Source organism: Kitasatospora sp. NPDC059827, assembly GCF_042731675.1.
Taxonomy (GTDB): Bacteria; Actinomycetota; Actinomycetes; order Streptomycetales; family Streptomycetaceae; genus Kitasatospora.
In genome coordinates this window covers 1-18,441 of sequence record NZ_JBHWIV010000019.1, presented here as the reverse complement: position 1 = coordinate 18,441, position 18,441 = coordinate 1, and the positions used below count along the sequence as shown (strand labels likewise).

The following is an 18,441-nucleotide window of genomic DNA, read 5'->3' as shown; positions in this document are numbered from 1 at the left end:
AGGCAGCTGCCATGGCGGACACCGCCCGACCGATCACCGCCGACGACGCGACCCTGCGCCGGCACCTGGCGGACGCCGACGTACCGGCGCTGCTGATGACCGTCGCGCACCTCACCGGCGACCTCTCCCTGCTGCGCGACGACCTGCGCGCACCCGGCTGGCTGTTCGCCCCCCAGGGCGGACTGAGCCCCGAACGCGCGGCCGAGGCCCGGGAGAGCGCCCTGGCGGCCCTCGCCCGGCTGCGGGACGGCGACGGCGCGGCGGGCGCCGTGCCCGGCCCGCCCGCCCCGCCCGGCCCCGAGCTGCTGCGGGCGATCACCTCCTGGGCGATGGAGCGCGACACCGAGGAGCTGGTGCCGCTGCTCGCCGAGGAACTCGTGCTGCCCGGCCACGGGCCCGACCCCAAGGCACCCCGCTGGACGGCGGACGGGCTGCGCCCCGGCACCGACTTCCGGGTGGTCGTGGTCGGCGCCGGGTTCAGCGGCCTGCTCGCCGGCCACCGGCTGGCGCAGGCCGGGATCCCGTACGTGATCTACGAGAAGAACGCGGACCTCGGCGGCACCTGGTTCGAGAACACCTACCCGGGCTGCCGCACCGACGTGGCCAGCCACCTCTACAACTACTCGTTCGCGCCCAGGCACGACTGGCCGGACCACTTCTGCCGCCAGGACACCGTGCTGGAGTACCTGCGGGACTTCGCGAAGACCTCCGGGGTCGCCGAGCACATCCGCTTCGGCACCGAGGTGACCGAACTGCGCTGGGCGGACGAGGAGTCGCGCTGGTACGTCACCGTCGCGGGGCCGGACGGCACCGCCGTCGAGCGCCACCACGCGGTGGTGAGCGCCGTCGGCCAGCTGAACCGGCCGCGGCTGCCCGACCTGCCCGGGCGGGAGTCGTTCGCCGGGCCGGCCTTCCACTCGGCCGCCTGGGACCACTCGGTGGACCTGGCCGGCAAGCGGGTGGCGGTGGTCGGCACCGGGGCCAGCGCCTACCAGCTGGTACCGGAACTCGCCGGAACCGCCGCCGAGGTGCTGGTGTTCCAGCGCAACGCCCCCTGGATGCGCCCCACCCCGCACTACCGGGAGCCGATGCCCGCCGGGGCGTCCTGGCTCTTCGCGCACCTGCCGTACTACGCGCAGTGGTACCGGTTCTGGCTGTTCGCGCCGGGGCTGCACGGCATCCTGGAGGGCTGGATCGTCGACCACGACCACCCGCCCACCGAGCGGGCCGTGTCCGCCCGCAACGAGCAGCTCCGGGCGGCGCTGCTGGCCTCGATGGAGGCCCAGCTGGCCGACGCGCCCGAACTGCGCGAACTGGTCGTCCCGAACTACCCGGTGGGCGCCAAGCGGGTGCTCCGCGACGACGGGCGCTGGCTGGCCGCGCTGCGGCGGGACGACGTCCGGCTGGTGACGGCGCCGCTGGAGCGGGTCACCGCGAGCGGACTCGTCGCGGGCGGGGAGCGGCTGGACGTCGACGTCATCGTGTACGCCACCGGCTTCGAGGCCTCCGACTTCCTGGCGCCGATGCGGATCACCGGCCGCGGCGGACTGGACCTGCGGGAGGCCTGGCGGGGCGGAGCGCGGGCCTACCTCGGCATCACCGTGCCGGAGTTCCCCAACCTGTTCTGCCTGTACGGGCCGAACACCAACCTGGTCGGCCAGGGCGGGAGCATCGTCTACTTCTCCGAGTGCGCCGTCGGGTACGTGCTCGACGCGATCCGGCTGCTGCTGGCGAGCGGGCGCGACGCCCTCACCGTCCGGGCCGACGTCCACGACGGGTACAACGCGTGGGTCGACGGCGCGAACGCCGAGCGCTCCTGGGGCTGGACCGGAGTGGCCGGTTGGTACAACGAGGGCGGCCGCTCCGCCGTCAACTGGCCCTTCTCCGCCCAGGAGTACTGGGCGCGCACCCGGGCGGTCGACCCGGCCGACTACGAGCCGCGGTGACCGCCGCACCCGGTCCGACCGCACCGGATCCGACCGCACCGGATCCCGCCGAACCACCACTGACCGCGAGGGAAGGGAACGCCATGCAGGACACCCCGGAGCGGCGGCTCGCCGCCGCCCGCTCGATCGCCCGGCAGGCCGGCGAGCTGGCCGAGGAGACGGACCGGGCCCGCCGGATCGGCCCCGACGCCGTGAAGGCGATCGCCGAGGCCGGCTTCATGCGGCACTTCACGCCGGTGCGGTTCGGCGGCCTGGCCGGCGGCTTCGGCGAACTCCTGGTCACCGTGCCGGAGATCGGCGCGGCCTGCCCGGCGACGGCCTGGTGCGCCTCGCTGTTCGCCGGGTCCCCGCGCTTCCTGTCGTTCTTCCCGGAGAAGGGGCAGGCGCAGGTCTGGGCCGACGGGCCGGACGCGGCGGTGATCGCCTCCGTCATCCCGTTCGGCGAGGCCGTCCCGGAGGGCGACGGCCTGCGGGTGACCGGTCGCTGGCCCTACATGAGCGGCATCGACCACGCGGACTGGGTCATCGTCTGCGCGAAGGTGCCGGCGGCCGACGGCGGACAGCAACTGCTGCTGGCCGTCGTGCCGCGCTCGCAGTGCCGCGTCGAGGACACCTGGTCGAGCGTCGGCATGCGGGGCACCGGGAGCAACACCGCGGTGCTGGAGGACGTGTTCGTGCCGGCGGCCCGGATCGCCGACCGGGCCGCCGCCTTCGCCGGCCGCCCCGCCGACCCGGCGGCGGTGCCCCCGGTGGCCGGGCTGGCACCGCTGCCGGCCGTGAACGGCCTCACCTTCGTGGCGCCCGCACTCGGCGCCGCCCGCGGCACCCTCGCCCTGGTGACCGAGGCGCTCGGCGGCCGCAGCCGGGCCGCCGCCGTACCGGGCATCCCCGGCGCGGCCGGCAACCAGGCGAGCTACGACATGCTGCTGGCCCGCTCCGCCGCCGAGATCGACGCGGCCGGGCTGCTGCTCGGCCGGGTCGCCGAACTCGCCGACGCGGACCGGGCACCGACCCCGGCCGAGACCGCCCGCAACGTCCGGGACAGCGCCTTCGTCGTGGACACCCTCGTCACCGCCGTCAACCGGCTCTACCGCGCGGCCGGCACCAGCGGCCAGGTCGCCGACGGGCCGCTCCAGCGGCTGTGGCGGGACGTCAACGCCATCGCGACCCACCAGGCGCTCCAGTTCGAGCCCGCCGCCCGGCTGTTCGCGCAGACCCGCTGAACGCCGCCGGACCGCACACCCCCTGAACCACCGGACCACCCGGACCACCCGGACCATCGAGGAGCAGCCGTGACCACCACCCCCTCCCCCGAGCGCATCCTGCAGATCGGCCTGGGCTTCGAGTCGTCGAAGACCCTGCTGAGCGCCGTCGAGCTCGGGGTCTTCACCGAACTGGCCAAGGCCCCCGCCGACGGCGACACGCTGGGCGCCCGGCTGGGCCTGCACCCGCGCGGCACCCGGGACTTCCTGGACACCCTGGTGGCGCTGGGCCTCCTCCTGCGCGAGGACGGCGTCTACCGCAACACCCCGGACACCGACGCCTTCCTGGACCGCGCGAAGCCGGAGTACCTGCACCACGGCAGCCTGCTGGAGATGGCCAACGGCCGGCTGTTCGGCATCTGGAACAACCTGACCGACTCGCTGCGCACCGGCAAGCCGCACGACGAGTCGCGCGACAGCGAGCTGGACACCTACGACGCCCTCTACGCGGACCCGGTGCGGCTCAAGCAGTTCCTGGCGTCGATGACCGGCATCAGCCACGTCGCGAACACCCGGATCGCCACCCAGGTGAACTGGTCGGACTACCAGGTGCTCGCCGACATGGGCACCGCCCAGGGCGACCTCGCCGTCCAGGTGCTCAAGGCCAACCCGCACCTCACCGGCACCGGCTTCGACCTGCCGCAGTCCCGCCCGGTCTTCGAGGAGTACGCGGCGGAGCACGGGCTGGGCGACCGACTGGCCTTCACCGGCGGGGACTTCTTCGCCGACCCCTTCCCGAAGGCCGACGTCATCACCTTCGGCCACATCCTGCACAACTGGGATCTGGAGAAGAAGAAGGTCCTGCTGCGGAAGGCGTGGGAAGCTCTTCCGGAGGGCGGCGCGGTGGTCGTCTACGACTCGCTGATCGACGACGACCGGTCGCAGAACGCGTTCGCCCTGCTGATGAGCCTGACCATGCTGGCGGTCACCGAGGGCGGCTTCGGCTACACCGCCGCCGAGTGCACCGCGTGGATGACCGAGGCCGGGTTCTCCCGGACCTGGACCGAGCACCTGGTCGGTCCGGACTCGATCGTCGTCGGAATCAAGTGACCGGGTCCTGGGGACCGGGGAGGGGAAGCACATGAGCACCGAGGGAGCCGCCGGCCCGACGGCCGACGCCGATCTGAAGGCCAACAAGGAGCTCGTCACCGGGTTCATCGACGCCTTCTACAACGACAAGGACTGGGACCGGGCGCGGGAGCTGCTCGCCGAGGACTTCGTCAACCACCACCACGGCGTCGGCGTCGGCCGGGACCGCACCGTCGAGACCTTCCGGGAGCAGGCGGGCATCCCGTTCCCGCAGTTCTCGCTGACGATCGTGCGCATCATCGCCGAGGGCGACCAGGTCTGGACGCACAACGTCGTGCGGGTCGCCCCCGGAGCACCGCCGGTGATCACCGCCGACCTGTGGCGGATCGCGGACGGCCGGCTGGCCGAGCACTGGGACGTCGCGCAGGCCGTGCCCGCCGGGGCCGACCTGGACGAGCTGATCGCGGACGCCCCGTGACGTCAGCGGCCATGCGCGCGGTCACGCAACGCCGCTTCGGCGGGCCCGAGGTGCTGGAGCCGACGGAGCTGGCGCGGCCGCGGCTGCGGGTGAACGAGGTGCTGGTGCGGGTCCGGGCGGCCGGGGTGAACCCGATCGACGCCCTGGTCCGCTCCGGCGGCGTGCCGTTCCTCGGCGAGCCGCCGTTCGTCCTCGGCTGGGACGTCTCCGGCGTGGTCGAGGCGGTCAGCCCCGGGGTGACGCGGTTCGCGGTCGGCGACGAGGTGTGCGGCATGCCGCTGATACCGCGCGAGGCCGGCTGCTACGCGGAGTACGTCGCCGCCCCGGCGCGGCAGTTGGTGCGCAAGCCGGCGGCGCTCGACCACGAGCAGGCGGCCGGGCTGTCGCTCGCCGGCCTCACCGCCTGGCAGGCGCTGGTGGACGCGGCCGGGGTGGGCCGCGGGGACCGGGTCCTGGTGCACGGGGGCGGCGGTGGCGTCGGCCACCTGGCCGTCCAGATCGCCAAGGCCCGCGGCGCGGAGGTGATCGCCACGGCGAGCGCGGCCAAGCAGGCGTTCGTGGCCGGGCTCGGCGCCGACCAGGTCGTCGACTACCGCGCGACGGACTTCACCACCGAGGTGAAGGACGCCGACGTGGTGCTCGACACCGTGGGCGGGGACACCGCCGTCCGCTCACTGGACGTGCTGCGCCCGGGCGGCCGGCTGGTCACCGTGGTGGAGCTGCACGACGCGGCGCTGCCGGCCGGAGCGGCCGGGCGCGGGCTGGAGTTCAGCGCGGTGACCGCCGAACCCGACCACGTCGGGCTGGGCGCCCTCGCCGCGCTGGCCGAGGAGGGCCGGCTGCGGGTGCACGTCGACGGGGTGTTCCCGCTGGCCGAGGCCGCGCGGGCGCACCGGCTGATCGAGGCCGGCTCCACGACGGGGAAGCTCGTGCTGACCGTCTGAGCATGTGACGGTCCGAGCAGCCGCCGTGGGCGCAGGGGCGGGTCCGGAGCGGACCCGCCCCCTCGGCGTCAGTTCACCAGCGACAGCGCCGGGGGGAAGCCGGCCGCGATGGCGAGGGCGGCGGCCTCCCCGCGCGAGTCGGCGTTGAGCTTCTTGAGGATCCGGGCCACGTGGAACTTGACGGTGTGCTCGCTGATGCCGAGCTGGTTGGCGATCACCCGGTTCCGGTGCCCCTGCACCAGGTGCTGCAGCACCTCCAGTTCGCGCGGGTTGAGCCCGGTCAGCGGGTCCTCGCGGGGCCGGTCGCGGTCGGGCACGGTGAGCGGCAGCCGCATCGTCACGGAGGTGCCCCACTGCGGGACGGAGTCCACCTCCAACTCACCGCCCATGGCGGCGATCCGGTCCTTGAGCCGGTGCACGGCCAGCGCCTCGGGCGCCAGCCGGCCGGGGCCGTCGTCGCGGACGGTCGCGCGCAGCTCGGCCCCGCCCGCCTCCCAGCCGACCCGGACCCGGGTGACCCCGCCCTGCTCCATGGTGGTCAGCACGATGCCGCGCACCGCGGCCCGGAGCGTGCGGGCCACGTTCGACGGGATCAGGCGCTCCGGCGGGGTGGGCGGGGCGTACTCCAGGGTCAGTCCGCTGTAGCGGGAGAGCGCGCCGAGCATGGCGGTGAGCCGGCCGAAGGCGTCCTCGAGGGTCTCCTCGTCGGGCAGCTGCTCGTCGCTGTGCGAGCCGCGCAGCTCGATGAGCGAGGCGACGGCCAGGTCGACGGCGGTGCGCCGGGCGGTGGCGTCGTCCAGGCTGCGGGAGCGGAGCACGCCGAGCAGGCCGGTGAGGGTGGCGGCGTGGGTCTCGGCGAGCTCGCTGGTGATGCGCAGGCGCTCGCTGCCGGCCCGCCAGGCACCGGACAGGTCGACCGGGACGGCTTCGGGCAGCAGGTCGACGACCCGGGCGGTGGCCAGCTCCCAGAGCCGGTCGACCAGGTCCACCACGGCGGGCTCGGGGGCCCGGTCGTCCACCGGGACGACGGCGAGCAGCGCCCCGGCCGATCCGTCGGGGGCGCAGGCCACGGCGAACACCGGGCGCGCCGCGCCGGCCAGTACGGCCCGGCCGGACCAGGGCGAGCCGATCTCCACGTGGGTGGAGAGCGTGGCCATCTCGGCGGTGGTCACCTGCTCGGTGAGTGCCGGGTCGCCGGCCGTCCAGGCGGCGGACTTCGGGCAGTCGGCGGTCAGCATGGCCAGGGCCCGGTGCGGGACCAGGTCGGCGATGGTCCGGGAGAAGGTGGGGAGCACGTCCCTGAGCGGCGCGCGCAGCAGGGCCTTGGCCATGTCGAGGATCAGTCGCGGGTCGTCCGTCCGAAGGGGTGCCATGACCGCACGCTAGCCGGGAGACGGGCGTCGCGCACTGCTCCTTCGGGGAGGTCCCGCTAGCCGGAGGAGCAGTCCGGTGGCGGTGGCCGGTTCGCGGCGTTCCGCTCCAGGCCCGTCCGACCCAGGTTCGAGCGGCGCGCGCGACCGTCTCCACGTTGCGAGTCGCCGGCCGGCCGGCCGGAGCGAGCGGAGAGAGAGGGAGCCGACACATGGCACGAACCGACCGACCGGTGTCGATCGTCACCGGAGCCACCAGCGGCATGGGGCTGACCATCGCCGAGCGGCTCGGCGCCCTGAACCACCGGGTCTACCTGTGCGGGCGGCGCGAGGACGCGCTCGCGGAGACGGTGAAGACCCTGCGGGACAAGGGTTACGACGTGGACGGCAGTCCCTGCGACGTCACCTCGCCCGAGCAGGTGCAGTCCTTCGTCCGGGCCGCGGTCGACCGCTTCGGCACCGTCGACGTGCTGGTCAACAACGCCGGGCGGTCGGGCGGCGGGGTCACCGCCGAGATCCCGGACGAGCTCTGGTACGACGTCATCAACACCAATCTGAACAGCGTCTTCCTGATGACCAAGGCGGTGCTCACCCTCGGCGGCCTGCGGGGCAAGGACTGGGGGCGCATCGTCAACATCGCCTCCACCGGCGGCAAGCAGGGCGTCGTCCACGGCGCCCCGTACTCGGCCTCCAAGCACGGCGTGGTGGGCTTCACCAAGGCGCTCGGCCTGGAGCTGGCCGCCACCGGCATCACCGTGAACGCGGTCTGCCCCGGGTTCGTCGAGACGCCGATGGCGGAGCGGGTGCGCGAGCACTACGCGGACATCTGGCAGGTGCCGACCGAGGAGGTGTTCGAGCGGATCACCGCGCGGGTACCGATCCGGCGCTACGTCACCTCCGAGGAGGTCGCTGCGATGGTGGAGTACCTGGTCGGCGACGGAGCCGGCGCGACGACCGCCCAGGCGCTCAACGTCTGTGGTGGGCTGGGCAATTACTGATCGGCACCGGACGAACGGGAAACACGGCATGGGCAGCAGTGCGGCGCACCGGGGCGAGGTGGCCCTCGTCACCGGGGCCAACAAGGGGATCGGCAAGGAGATCGCCCGTCGGCTCGCCCGGGAGGGCATGACGGTGTACCTGGGCGCCCGGGACCAGGAGCGCGGCCGGGCGGCGGAGGCCGAACTCCTCGCCCAGGGCCTCGACGCGCGGTTCGTCCGGCTGGACGTGACCGACCAGGCGCAGGTGGAGGCGGCGGCCGAGCGGATCGGGGCCGACGCGGACCGGCTCGACGTGCTCGTCAACAACGCCGGGATCGTGGTGGAGTGGGGGGTCCCGACGACCGGGATCGGTGCGGCGCAGATGCGCGAGGCCTTCGAGGTCAACGTCTTCGGGAACGTCGCCGTCACCCAGGCATGCCTGCCGCTGCTGGAGCGCTCGCCGAACGGACGGGTCGTCAACCTGTCGAGCCCGCTGGGCTCGCTGACGCTGCTGACCGACCCGGAGAACCCGATCTCCACGCGCGGGCTGCTGCCGTACAGCTCGTCGAAGGCCGCGCTGAACGCCGTCACGGTCGTGTACGCCAACGCGCTGCGCGCGGCCGGGGTGCGGGTGAACGCGGCCAACCCCGGCCTGGTGGCCACCGACCTGAACGCGGATTCGCCGTTCAGCCGGGGCACCCGCGGCCCCGAGGAGGGCGCCGACGTACCGGTGTGGCTGGCGCTGACCGGGCCGGACGGGCCCACCGGGGGGTTCTACGGCAGCATGGCCGGCTCGCCCACCGAGTCGGTGCCCTGGTGACCCCGGCCGGTCCGGCCGGGACCGTCGAGACGATGAGGAGGACCGGATGAGTCCGGTACGCGAGGGCGTCGGCGCCGAACTGTACGCCGAGGTGCAGCAGTTCTACGCCCGTCAGATGCAGGCGCTGGACGGCGGCCGGTTCGCCGAGTACGCGGCGACCTTCACCGCGGACGGCACCTTCCAGCACACCCCCGGCACCGAGCCCGCGGTCGGGCCGGCCGGGGTGGAGAAGGAGCTGGAGGCGTTCCACGAGCGCTTCCGCGACGACCCGGTGCAGCGGCGGCACTACTTCAACCAGATCGTGCTGGAGCCGCTGGAGAACGGCGACCTCCGTTCGACGGTGTACGCGCTGATCGTCCGGGTGCGGCCGCAGGAGCGGCCGGAGGTCTGGCCGAGCTGCGTGGTGCACGACGTGGTCGCGGTGACGGAGCAGGGCATCCGGCTGCGGTCGCGGAGCATCTCGTACGACCAGCTGTCCTGACCGCCGGACGGACCGCCGTACGCACCGCCGTACGTGCCGCCGACACGACGACGAACCGCCCGGGCCTGCTGCGGCCCGGGCGGTTCGTCGTCGTGCGGCACCGTTCGGTGCGGGTCGGGGGTCAGCCCGCCCGGCGGGTGACGAAGTCGTTCAGCGAGACCGTCATCTCCTTGCCGTTGCGCCGGTACTCGGCGCAGTAGCTGGTCGGGTAGTCGCCCGCCTGCTGGAAGGCCGCCGGCGTCTTGACCGGGGTGCAGACCTTGTCGCCGGGCTTGAGGTCGATGAGCCACTGGTAGGTGATCATCGGCTCGTAGAAGGTGATCCCGCCGTCGTAGTTCCCGTACAGGAACGCCTTGGTGAACGGCTGGCCGTGGAACTCCGGGCCGGTGCCGTCGATCAGGTGGTTGCCCATCTTGGCGACGACCGCGCCGAAGTCGGCGTAGTCCGGGGCGGTGTACTTCGCGGGCACGGGCTTGCGCGCGGTGGCGAAGTCGTCGCAGTTGGTCAGGCCGGGGCCGGCGCAGGGGCCGACCCGGATGGCGTCCCGGTCCTTGCGGCTCTGGAGGTAGAAGTGGAAGTCGAAGTGCGGGGCGGTGTAGACGCCCTGCGGGTCGTGGCCCTCGGCGTTCCAGTTGACCAGCGCCCAGGTGAACGGCCCGGACTTCTTGGTGTACGTGCCGGGCAGGTCGAACGGGTAGCTCTGGTGGTGGATGCACTCGGTCGCGGGGTCGATCCGGCCGTCCCCGTTGACGTCGTAGCAGTCCTTGCGGTCCGTGGTGTGCGGCTCGGGCAGCCCGGTGAGCGCGGTGCGGTCGAAGACGAAGCCGAGGGTGGTCGGCCGGCCCTTGGAGAACTGCGCGTAGGTGCGCATCCTCCCGTTGCCGACCTTGACGGCCGGGCCGTACTCGGCGCACGGGCCCGCGTAGGCGCCGGCGGTGTCGAGCGCGGAGTCGGCCTCGGCGGAGCCGACGGTGTCGGTGGTCTCGCCGTCGAGGGTGGCCCGGCACACCTGGACGGCCTCGGCGCCCGAGGCGGCCGGCAGCACGGCGACGGTGCCGAGCAGTCCGCAGATCCCCGCGGCGATCCCCGCGGCGGTCAGCCAGGTGCGCTGGGTGCGTCTGTGCGACGGTGACATGGGGTGTTCCTTCCTGAGGGTGCGGCGGTGCCCGGGGCAGTCCCCGGTCGGGACTGCCCCGGGCACCGCCGGGTGGTGGGGCGTCAGCGGGCCTCGTTCGTCGCACCGGCCGCGAAGGACAGGGTGCGCAGGCTGTTGCCGCCGAGGGCCTCGCGCAGGTGGGCCCGGGCGTCCGCGAGCGTGCTGCCCGGGCCGAGCACCGCCGGGACGGCCGCCGGGTCGACCGCGACGGTGTGCCGGGCCGTGGCGACCGGGCGGCCCTGGGCGTCGGTGCCGAAGGTCCACAGCCCGCTGTGGCCGAGCAGCAGGGCCGGCGGGGTGGACTGCTTGTAGGCGATCCACTCCGGCTCCTGGCGGACCCGCCAGGACGCGGTGCGGTGGGTGGCGCCGTCGGCGGTGCGGGTGACCATCTCCAGCCGCTGGACGCCGGGTTCGGGCTCCTCCAGGGCCACCTCGTCGACGTGCGGGAGGAGCTCGGCCCAGCGGTCGGCCCGGTCGACGAACGCGAAGGCCTCGGCCGCCCCGACGGTCAGCGCGACCTCGTCGGTGAAGCTGAACACCACCTCGTCCACCGGGTGCCCGAGCTCGGCGACCCGGGCCAGCGCGCCGAGTTCGGACGGGCTGTTGCGGTCCACGGCCCGGGTGATCCACTCGGCCTGCTCCGGGTCGTCGTCCACCGCGGTGAACGCGTGCCGGAGCACCACCTCGGTGTGCCCGCCGGGGAGTTCCAGGAACTCCCAGCTGCCGCCCATCGAGGCCACCGGCGCCCGGCTGACCTCCTGGCGGAAGTCGATCCGGCGGGTGACCGGGTCCAGCACCCGCCGGGAGGTCCAGTTGCTCACCGCGCCGTTGAGCACGGCCCAGATCCGGAACCGCTCCCGGTCTCCGGTGTGCTCCAGGTGCTGGACGTGCACGGTCGGGCCGAACACGGCCGGCCACCGGGTGACGTCCGCGACCAGCTCGTACAGGGCGGCCGGCGGTGCGGCGACGGTGCGCCGGTGCTCGGTGGTGCGGATCCGGTGGTTCGCTTCGCGTCCGTTCCCGGACGGGACTTCCTGCACGGTGCTCTCCTCGGCTCGCCGGGTGGTGGTCAGCGGACGGCCGGGCGGGCGCCGTTGACCACGGCGAGCAGCGCGGCCGGGGTGTCGGCGTCGGCGAACGCGTCGCCCGGGAAGGTGACGCCGAGCTCCCGCTCGATCCGGGAGGCGGTCTCCATCAGGGCCAGCGAGTCGTAGCCGAGGTCCTCGAACGGGGTGTCCAGGGTGTTCTCGTCGAGGACCGGGCCGTCGCCCTCGCCCGCGCAGGCCACCAGGATGCGGCGCAGGTCGGTGACGGTCATGGGAGTGGTCATGGGTCTCTCCTCGGAGGTGTGGTCGGGGGTGGTGCGGGCGCCGTTCAGCGGCCGGGGGCGGTGACGACCAGGGCCGCGTTGAAGCCGCGGTGGCCCCGGGCCAGCACCAGGGCGGCGCGCACCCGCAGCGGGCGGGCCTCGCCGCGCACCAGGTCCAGGCCGTACTCCTGCGGCACGTGGGTGGTGTGGGCGGTCGCCGGGACGACGCCGTCGCGGATCGACAGCAGGGCGAGCGCGGTGTCCACCGGTCCGCCGCCCGCCGCGAGCCGCCCGAACAGCGACTTGGGGGCGGTGACGGGCACGCCGTGCGGGCCGAAGACCGCGGTGATCGCCTCCGCCTCGGCCCGGTCGGCCGCCGGGCTGCCGGCCGCGTCGGCGAACACGACGTCGATGTCGGAGGGGAGCAACCCGGCGTCGGCGATGGCCAGTTCGGCCGCGCGCCGCAGCCCCGGCGGTCGGCCGGAGCCGGGCCGGGGGTCGAAGGTCGCCGCGTACCCGGCGAGTTCGCCGAGGACCCGCGGCGCGCCGCGCCGGGCGGCCGAACCGGCGTCCTCGATGACGAGCATCGCGCCGCCCTCACCGGGCAGGTGCCCGGAGGCGTCCCGGTCGAAGGGCAGGAACGCGCGGGTCGGGTCCGACACCGGGCTGGTCCGGCCGCCCGACAGCTGGGCGGCCCAGCCCCACGGGTCGAACGCGGAGTCCACGCCGCCGCTGAGCATCAGCGCGGTGCCCTGGCGGATGCCGCGCCGGGCGTGGCCGAGGGCGTCCAGCCCGCCCGCCTGCTCGCCGACCAGCGCCGCCGAGGGGCCGCGCATCTTGTGGCGGATGGAGATCTGGCCGGTGTTCACGGCGTAGAACCAGGCGAAGGACTCGTAGACGCTGACGAACTCCGGTCCCTGCTTCCACAGTTTCCGGAACTCGCGGTGGGTGAACTCGAAGCCGCCCTGGGCGGTCGAGGTGCAGACGCCCTGCGCGTAGTCGGACAGGCTGTCCGGATCCAACTCCGCGTCCGCCAGGGCCTGTTCGGCGGCGACCAGGGCGTAGCGGGAGGACACGTCGGTCTGCGGGAGCAGCCGGCCCGGCAGCAGGGCCGTCGCGTCGAAGTCGCGGATCTCGCCGGCCAGCCGGGTCCGCAGGCCGGTGGTGTCCAGCCGGGTGAGTTCGCCGATGCCGTGCCGGCCGGCCAGCGTGGCGGCCCAGAAGGCCTCGGTGCCGAAGCCGTTGGGGGCCAGCACGGCGAGGCCGGTGACGACGGGGGCGGCGGTGGCGGTGGCGGCGGTGGCGGTGGTGGCGGCGGTGGCGGTGGTGGCGGGGGTGGAGACGGTGGCGGGGGTGCTCACGCGGCGGACTCCAGACGTCGCAGGACCATCGCGCTCTGGAAGCCGCCGAAGCCGCTGCCCACGGTGAGGACGTTGTCCACCCGCAGCTCGCGTGCCGTCAGCGGGACGTAGTCCAGGTCGCACTCCGGGTCCGGGGTGTGCAGGTTCGCGGTCGGCGGGACGACGTTGTGCTCGATCGCCAGGACGGAGGCGGCGATCTCGATCGCGCCGATCGCCCCGAGCGAGTGCCCGATCATGGACTTGATCGAGCTCACCGGCACCTCGTAGGCGTGCGCTCCGAGGCTGCGCTTGAACGCCGCGGTCTCGTGCCGGTCGTTCTGCTTGGTGCCCGAGCCGTGCGCGTTGACGTAGTGCACGCCGGTCGGGTCGAGCCGGGCCTCGTCGAGGGCGAGCCGGATGGCCTCGGCCATCTCGCGGCCGTCCTTCTTCAAACCCGTCATGTGGTACGCGTTGCAGCGGGTCGCGTAGCCGCCGACCTCGGCGTGGATGTGCGCGCCGCGGGCCAGGGCCGACTCCAGCGACTCCAGCACGAACATCGCGGAGCCCTCGGCCAGCACGAAGCCGTTGCGGGAGTCGTCGAACGGGCGGGAGGCGTGCTCGGGGTCGTCGTTGCGGGGCGTGGTGGCCTTGATCGCGTCGAAGCAGGCCACCACGATCGGCGACACCGGGGTGTCGGCGGCGCCCGCGAGCACCACGTCGGCGGAGCCCTCGCGGATCAGCTGGACGCCGTAGCCGACCGAGTCCAGACCGGAGGTGCAGCCGTCCGAGACCAGGGTGACCGGCCCCTCGGCGCCGACCTCCCAGGCGATCTCGGCCGGCATCGCGCCGGGGCTGAAGTAGTCGAACATGTGCGGGGACAGGTAGTCGTGGTTCACCTGCCAGTCCCGGCCGGCGCCGGACAGCACCAGGTACTCGCGCTCCAGGCTGGTCGCGGCGGCCACCGCGCTGCCGAGGCTCACGCCGATCCGGTGCGGGTCGAGCGAGGCGAAGTCCAGTCCGCTGTCGGCGACGGCCTCGCGGGTGCAGGCGACGGCGAACTGGGTCGCCCGGTCCATCCGGCGCAGCTCGCGCGCCCCCAGGCCCTCCAGCCGGGGGTCGAAGTCGACCTCGCCGGCGATCCGCGAGCGGAACGGGGCCGGGTCGAAGAAGGAGATGCGGCGGGTCGCGGTACGGCCCTCGGACAGCAGGCTCCAGAACTCCTTGGTCCCGGTGCCGCCCGGTGCCCGCACCCCCATGCCGGTGATCACCACCCTTCGGGTCATCGTCCTGCTCCTTCACGGCCTCGATTGCTGCGGACCACGGACGGTCCTCCTTCCGCACGGGAACGGGCCCTGGGGCCCGTCTTCGGACCCGGGGGCCCTGGAACGCCAACAGCGTGCGAGCGGGGCCTCAAGCGGCACTCGAAGCGGCCTTGACGCCTGGTCAGGCCGAAGGTGCCGGTCCGGCCGCTGTGGCGGTCGTCGAGCCCGGCTCTAGCGGGGGCTGGGAGCTTGGCCGGGCCTGCGCCTGTCGCACGCCCCCGACATCCGTCCGACCACCCCGGGAGCCCGTCATGCCCGCCCAGGACCCCACGCTGGAGGAAGTCGCCGCGGGCGTCTTCGCGTATGTGCAGCCCGACGGCGGCTGGTGCCTGAACAACGCCGGGCTGGTCGCGACGGGGGACGGCGCGGTCCTGATCGACACCGCGGCCACCGAGGCCCGCGCCCGGGCCCTGCGCGCGGCCGTGCTGGGGGTCTGCGCGACGCCGCCGGGGCTGCTCGTCAACACCCACTCGCACGGCGACCACAGCTTCGGCAACGCGCTGTTCCCGGAGGCCGCGGTCGTCTCGCACGAGAACGCCCGGCGGGAGGCGCTCGCCGCCGGACTGCACCTGACCACGCTGTGGCCCGGCGTCTCCTGGGGCGACCTCACCGTGCGGGCCGCCGACCTCACCTTCGCCGGCCGCACCGCACTGCACCGCGGGGACGTACGGATCGAGCTGCTGCACTTCGGGACGGCGCACACCACCGGGGACACCGCCGTCTGGCTGCCTGACCACGGGGTGCTGCACACCGGGGACCTGGTGATGGCGGGCGTCACCCCGTTCTTCCCGATGGGCTCGCTGGCCGGCTCGCTGCGGGCCGTCGAGGAGCTGCGGGCGCTCGGCGCGACGACCGTCGTGCCCGGGCACGGGCCGGTCGGCGGCCCCGAACTCCTGGACGCCACCGAGGACTACCTGCACTACGTGCGGGACCTCGCGGCCGCGGGCCGCCGGGCCGGCCGCTCGCCGCGCGAGACGGCCGCCGCGCACGGCCCCGGGCCGTTCGCGGCGCTGCTCGACGCGGAGCGCCTGCTGCCGAACCTGCACCGCGCCTACCTGGAGGACGCCGATCCCGGCTCGGAGAGCGCCGTGGACATGGGCGCGCTCTTCGCCGAAATGGTGGAGTACTGCGGCGGACTGCCGGCCTGCCACGCCTGACGGACCCCGGGCCGCTCTCCGCCACCCCGGCAGGTATGCGTGACATGAGCTCAACTATTCTGCTGCCATGGGACCTTTGAAGCCTGATGTAGCGCAGTTGGTGATCGGACTCGTCTGCTTCTTCCTGATCTTCGGGATCCTCGGGGCGGTGCTGCTGCCGCGGATCGAGAAGGTGCTGGGGGAGCGGCGGGACGCCACCGAGGGGGGTGTCGAGCGGGCCGAGGAGGCGCGGGCGGAGGCCCTGCGGGTGTACGAGGAGTTCCAGGCGGAACTCCTCGCCGCGCGGCACGAGGCGGCGGCGATCCGGCAGACCGCCACCGAGGAGGGGGCGGCGCTGATCGCGCGGCTGCGGGCCGAGGGGCAGGCGCTGCGGGACGGGATGCTGGCCGAGGCGCAGGTGCAGCTGGCGGCGGACCGGGTGCTGGCCGAGGCCGAGCTGCGGGAGGACGTGATCCGGCTGGCCGGGGAGCTGGCGGGGCGGGTGATCGGCGAGCCGGTCGCCGAGCTGCCGCGGACCCGGGCGATCGCCGACGAGTTCTTCGCCGCGCAGGACGCCGGGGCCGGCGCCCGGGCCTGACCCACCTCACGGAGACTTCCCCATCGAACGGCCCGGGCGGGGTACCGGATATCCCGGGGCATCCCTTCGCGCACGGGCCGGAAATACCTCGTCCTGACAGAACCTGGCAGACCGAGGATAAAGAGGTAACCGTGGCCGAGCATTTCCTTTCCGCCTATCTCACGCCGCCGGGGCCGGGTGCGGTCTTCTCGGTCCGGCACGACCAGAACGTCGCGCTGTGGCGCCGGGACGGGGCGGACGTCGAACTCGTCCGGGTCTGGGAACTGGAGCGGGTCAGCGGGCAGAAGCACCATTTCTGGCCGCTGTACACCGAGGGCCGCTCGGCGGCCTTCCTGTCGGCGCTGCTCGCCGAGGAGGGGCTGACCCTCGACGACGTCACCGCCACCTGGGGCACGCCCGGCCTGCCCAAGGCGCAGCCGGTGCCGAAGCCGGCCGGGGCGGAGGACTTCCCGCTGCACAGCCTGGCGCACCTGTTCAGCGGCGTGCTGCGGGACGTCCCGCTGTTCCGCGAGGGGCAGATCGTCGGCCTGGCGATCGACGCGCTGCCCGACTACGCCCAGGAGAGCCGCCCCAACCCGTACTGGTACGCGGGCTGCGTGGTGAAGCGGGGCCGGATCACCTTCGAGCCGGTGGAGTCCCCCGGGCCGCTGTACACCGCGGCCGAGACGGTGTTCGGGCTGGAGCCGGGCTCGCTGATGGCGCTCGCCTCCGCCTCGACGGCCGCGATCGAGTTCGACGCCGAGGCCGCGATCGCCGGCGTCACCTTCTTCGGCGGCTCGGCGACCCAGCCCTGGAAGGCCGCCCACGACCTGGTGCGCTCGGTGGTGGACGCGGCCGAGGAACAGCTCGCCGACGCGGAGCTGGACGACTCGCTCAGCCGTGAGGACCACCTGCGCAGCGCCGTGATGAAGGTGATCCAGCGCTGCTGCGAGGGCGTCGCGATCCGCAACGTGGAGCGGCTGCTGGAGGTCGGCGGCATCCGCGCCGAGGACACCCACCTGGCCACCACCGGCGGCTACGCGCTCAACTGCCCCACCAACACCCTGCTGATGGACCGCTTCGGCTTCCGCGGCCTGGTCACCCCGCCGTGCGCCAACGACTCCGGCCAGGGCATCGGCCTGGGCCTGCTCGGCCTGTACGGGGCCGGCGCGCTCGACGGCGCCGGGCTGCGGATCACCTCCCCGTACTACGGCCGGGACGTCCTGGACACCGAGGAGGCGCTGGCCGAGTTCGCGCCGTGGATCGTCTCGGTGACGGACTTCGAGGACGAGCGCTTCGTCGCCGACGTCTCGGACGGCGTGGTCGCCTGGGTGGACGGCCGGGCCGAGCTCGGTCCGCGCGCGCTGGGCCACCGCAGCCTGCTCGGCGACCCGCGCTCGCCGAAGGTCAAGGACCTGCTGAACGCGTACAAGCGGCGCCAGTGGTGGCGGCCGGTCGCGCCGATGGTGATGGCCGAGCACGCGGGCGACTGGTTCGCCTCCGACCGCGAGTCGCCGTACATGCTGGAGGCCGTGCAGGTCCGGCCGCAGGTGCGGGAGCTGGTGCCCGCGATCGTCCACCTGGACGGCTCGGCCCGGCACCAGACCGTCACCGCGGCGTCCAACCCGCGGCTGTACCGGGCGCTGGACGCCTTCCGGGCCGCGACCGGGGTGCCGATCCTGTGCAACACCTCGCTCAACGACAAGGCCGAGGCGGTCGTCGACCAGGCCGCGCAGGCGCTCAACCTCTGTGTCCGCAAGGGCGTTCCGGTGCTCTACCTGAGCGGGCGGCGGGTCGAGCTGCGGGCCGAGCCGGTGCCGACCGCCGGGGTGCCGGTACCGGTGGCCCCGACCGAGCCGCGGCCGCGCGCCCTGGAGCACTTCGCCGGGCAGGAGGCGGACCGGGACGCGCTGTGGCAGGGCTGGCTGGACGCCGGCTACACCGTCGAGGGCATGTACCACCTCTCGCGCAGCCACGAGCTGCGCGCCGAGCGGGAGCTGTCCACGCCGGAGCGGGTGAACCTGCTGGCGGCGTACCGGGCGAAGGTGGACCCGTCGTTCTCCGGGCTGGTGGACAACTTCGTCCGCACCCACGGGCCGGGCGGCTCCTTCGTCGACCCGTCCACGCTGACCGGGGCGTTCGGGGTGATCAACCCGCTGCGCAAGGGCCGCTGAGCCGTCGGGGAACGGGTCTCGGGGAACGGGTCGGGGGGTGGGGGGGGGGGGCGCCCCCCCCCCCCCCCCCCCCGGCCCCCCGGGCGCCCAGCGGGGGATAAAACAACGAAGCGGCCGGCC

The 18,441-nt window shown here is 74.1% G+C and carries 17 protein-coding genes; 11 read left to right on the top strand and 6 right to left on the bottom strand.

Annotated elements, in window-relative coordinates; translation table 11 throughout:
- The first annotated feature begins 11 nt into the window (after positions 1 to 11).
- The 5 genes from ACFV8H_RS14710 (at position 12) to ACFV8H_RS14690 (ending at position 5,659) form a co-directional block, all read left to right on the top strand.
- Positions 12 to 1,946: a flavin-containing monooxygenase gene (locus ACFV8H_RS14710; RefSeq protein ID WP_380399649.1), complete on the top strand. Its 1,935-nt coding sequence runs from the start codon at positions 12 to 14 to the stop codon at positions 1,944 to 1,946.
- Between the two features lie 83 nt (positions 1,947 to 2,029).
- On the top strand, positions 2,030 to 3,169 hold the full coding sequence (locus tag ACFV8H_RS14705; protein WP_380399647.1) for an acyl-CoA dehydrogenase family protein: 1,140 nt from the start codon (positions 2,030 to 2,032) through the stop codon (positions 3,167 to 3,169).
- A gap of 69 nt (positions 3,170 to 3,238) precedes the next feature.
- Positions 3,239 to 4,258, top strand: a complete 1,020-nt coding sequence (locus tag ACFV8H_RS14700) for a methyltransferase (protein ID WP_380399645.1) — start codon at positions 3,239 to 3,241, stop codon at positions 4,256 to 4,258.
- Positions 4,259 to 4,289: 31 nt separating this feature from the next.
- On the top strand, positions 4,290 to 4,715 hold the full coding sequence (locus tag ACFV8H_RS14695) for a nuclear transport factor 2 family protein (protein ID WP_380399643.1): 426 nt from the start codon (positions 4,290 to 4,292) through the stop codon (positions 4,713 to 4,715).
- Between the two features lie 11 nt (positions 4,716 to 4,726).
- A complete protein-coding gene (locus ACFV8H_RS14690) occupies positions 4,727 to 5,659 on the top strand; it encodes an NADP-dependent oxidoreductase (RefSeq protein ID WP_380399641.1) in 933 nt (310 codons plus the stop codon).
- A gap of 68 nt (positions 5,660 to 5,727) precedes the next feature.
- On the opposite strand, the gene ACFV8H_RS14685 is transcribed toward ACFV8H_RS14690, so the two are convergent.
- The gene (locus tag ACFV8H_RS14685) at positions 5,728 to 7,032 is read right to left on the bottom strand and encodes a LuxR C-terminal-related transcriptional regulator (protein ID WP_380399639.1); all 1,305 of its coding nucleotides are present in this window, start codon (positions 7,030 to 7,032) and stop codon (positions 5,728 to 5,730) included.
- A 209-nt stretch (positions 7,033 to 7,241) separates the two neighbouring features.
- Between ACFV8H_RS14685 and ACFV8H_RS14680 the strand changes: the two genes are divergently transcribed.
- The 3 genes from ACFV8H_RS14680 to ACFV8H_RS14670 are packed head-to-tail and all read left to right on the top strand — an operon-like array spanning position 7,242 to position 9,307.
- Positions 7,242 to 8,027: an SDR family NAD(P)-dependent oxidoreductase gene (locus ACFV8H_RS14680; protein WP_380399637.1), complete on the top strand. Its 786-nt coding sequence runs from the start codon at positions 7,242 to 7,244 to the stop codon at positions 8,025 to 8,027.
- Between the two features lie 28 nt (positions 8,028 to 8,055).
- Entirely contained in the window at positions 8,056 to 8,826 is a 771-nt protein-coding gene (locus ACFV8H_RS14675; RefSeq protein ID WP_380399635.1) for an SDR family oxidoreductase, read from the top strand.
- A gap of 46 nt (positions 8,827 to 8,872) precedes the next feature.
- Positions 8,873 to 9,307, top strand: a complete 435-nt coding sequence (locus tag ACFV8H_RS14670) for a nuclear transport factor 2 family protein (RefSeq protein WP_380399633.1) — start codon at positions 8,873 to 8,875, stop codon at positions 9,305 to 9,307.
- A gap of 121 nt (positions 9,308 to 9,428) precedes the next feature.
- Here ACFV8H_RS14670 and ACFV8H_RS14665 read toward each other — a convergent pair whose 3' ends face one another.
- The 5 genes from ACFV8H_RS14665 to ACFV8H_RS14645 all read right to left on the bottom strand — a co-directional run bounded on the left by ACFV8H_RS14665 (position 9,429) and on the right by ACFV8H_RS14645 (position 14,395).
- A complete protein-coding gene (locus ACFV8H_RS14665; protein ID WP_380399632.1) occupies positions 9,429 to 10,442 on the bottom strand; it encodes a hypothetical protein in 1,014 nt (337 codons plus the stop codon).
- A gap of 83 nt (positions 10,443 to 10,525) precedes the next feature.
- Positions 10,526 to 11,503 (bottom strand): SRPBCC family protein, encoded by a 978-nt coding sequence (locus ACFV8H_RS14660; RefSeq protein WP_380399630.1) that lies wholly within the window; start codon positions 11,501 to 11,503, stop codon positions 10,526 to 10,528.
- Positions 11,504 to 11,532: 29 nt separating this feature from the next.
- On the bottom strand, positions 11,533 to 11,793 hold the full coding sequence (locus ACFV8H_RS14655; protein WP_375895220.1) for an acyl carrier protein: 261 nt from the start codon (positions 11,791 to 11,793) through the stop codon (positions 11,533 to 11,535).
- A gap of 44 nt (positions 11,794 to 11,837) precedes the next feature.
- Positions 11,838 to 13,133, bottom strand: a complete 1,296-nt coding sequence (locus ACFV8H_RS14650) for a ketosynthase chain-length factor (RefSeq protein ID WP_380399628.1) — start codon at positions 13,131 to 13,133, stop codon at positions 11,838 to 11,840.
- Positions 13,130 to 14,395 carry a beta-ketoacyl-[acyl-carrier-protein] synthase family protein gene (locus ACFV8H_RS14645; RefSeq protein ID WP_380399626.1) on the bottom strand — a complete coding sequence of 422 codons (1,266 nt, stop codon included), beginning with the start codon at positions 14,393 to 14,395 and terminating at the stop codon, positions 13,130 to 13,132. The genes ACFV8H_RS14650 and ACFV8H_RS14645 overlap by 4 nt, the downstream gene beginning before the upstream one ends.
- A gap of 290 nt (positions 14,396 to 14,685) precedes the next feature.
- Between ACFV8H_RS14645 and ACFV8H_RS14640 the strand changes: the two genes are divergently transcribed.
- The 3 genes from ACFV8H_RS14640 (at position 14,686) to ACFV8H_RS14630 (ending at position 18,321) form a co-directional block, all read left to right on the top strand.
- On the top strand, positions 14,686 to 15,591 hold the full coding sequence (locus tag ACFV8H_RS14640) for an MBL fold metallo-hydrolase (protein WP_380399624.1): 906 nt from the start codon (positions 14,686 to 14,688) through the stop codon (positions 15,589 to 15,591).
- A gap of 67 nt (positions 15,592 to 15,658) precedes the next feature.
- On the top strand, positions 15,659 to 16,168 hold the full coding sequence (locus ACFV8H_RS14635) for an ATP synthase F0 subunit B (RefSeq protein WP_380399623.1): 510 nt from the start codon (positions 15,659 to 15,661) through the stop codon (positions 16,166 to 16,168).
- Between the two features lie 131 nt (positions 16,169 to 16,299).
- Entirely contained in the window at positions 16,300 to 18,321 is a 2,022-nt protein-coding gene (locus ACFV8H_RS14630) for a carbamoyltransferase C-terminal domain-containing protein (RefSeq protein ID WP_380399621.1), read from the top strand.
- The last annotated feature ends 120 nt before the right edge of the window (positions 18,322 to 18,441 follow it).

Excerpts from the sequence above, each read along its gene's own strand:
- ACFV8H_RS14710 (WP_380399649.1), top strand. The coding sequence starts at position 12 with ATGGCGGACACCGCCCGACCGATCACCGCCGACGACGCGACCCTGCGC.
- ACFV8H_RS14705 (WP_380399647.1), top strand. The coding sequence starts at position 2,030 with ATGCAGGACACCCCGGAGCGGCGGCTCGCCGCCGCCCGCTCGATCGCC.
- ACFV8H_RS14695 (WP_380399643.1), top strand. The coding sequence starts at position 4,290 with ATGAGCACCGAGGGAGCCGCCGGCCCGACGGCCGACGCCGATCTGAAG.
- ACFV8H_RS14690 (WP_380399641.1), top strand. The coding sequence starts at position 4,727 with ATGCGCGCGGTCACGCAACGCCGCTTCGGCGGGCCCGAGGTGCTGGAG.
- ACFV8H_RS14685 (WP_380399639.1), bottom strand. The coding sequence starts at position 7,032 with ATGGCACCCCTTCGGACGGACGACCCGCGACTGATCCTCGACATGGCC.
- ACFV8H_RS14680 (WP_380399637.1), top strand. The coding sequence starts at position 7,242 with ATGGCACGAACCGACCGACCGGTGTCGATCGTCACCGGAGCCACCAGC.
- ACFV8H_RS14675 (WP_380399635.1), top strand. The coding sequence starts at position 8,056 with ATGGGCAGCAGTGCGGCGCACCGGGGCGAGGTGGCCCTCGTCACCGGG.
- ACFV8H_RS14670 (WP_380399633.1), top strand. The coding sequence starts at position 8,873 with ATGAGTCCGGTACGCGAGGGCGTCGGCGCCGAACTGTACGCCGAGGTG.
- ACFV8H_RS14665 (WP_380399632.1), bottom strand. The coding sequence starts at position 10,442 with ATGTCACCGTCGCACAGACGCACCCAGCGCACCTGGCTGACCGCCGCG.
- ACFV8H_RS14655 (WP_375895220.1), bottom strand. The coding sequence starts at position 11,793 with ATGACCACTCCCATGACCGTCACCGACCTGCGCCGCATCCTGGTGGCC.
- ACFV8H_RS14645 (WP_380399626.1), bottom strand. The coding sequence starts at position 14,395 with ATGACCCGAAGGGTGGTGATCACCGGCATGGGGGTGCGGGCACCGGGC.
- ACFV8H_RS14640 (WP_380399624.1), top strand. The coding sequence starts at position 14,686 with ATGCCCGCCCAGGACCCCACGCTGGAGGAAGTCGCCGCGGGCGTCTTC.
- ACFV8H_RS14635 (WP_380399623.1), top strand. The coding sequence starts at position 15,659 with ATGGGACCTTTGAAGCCTGATGTAGCGCAGTTGGTGATCGGACTCGTC.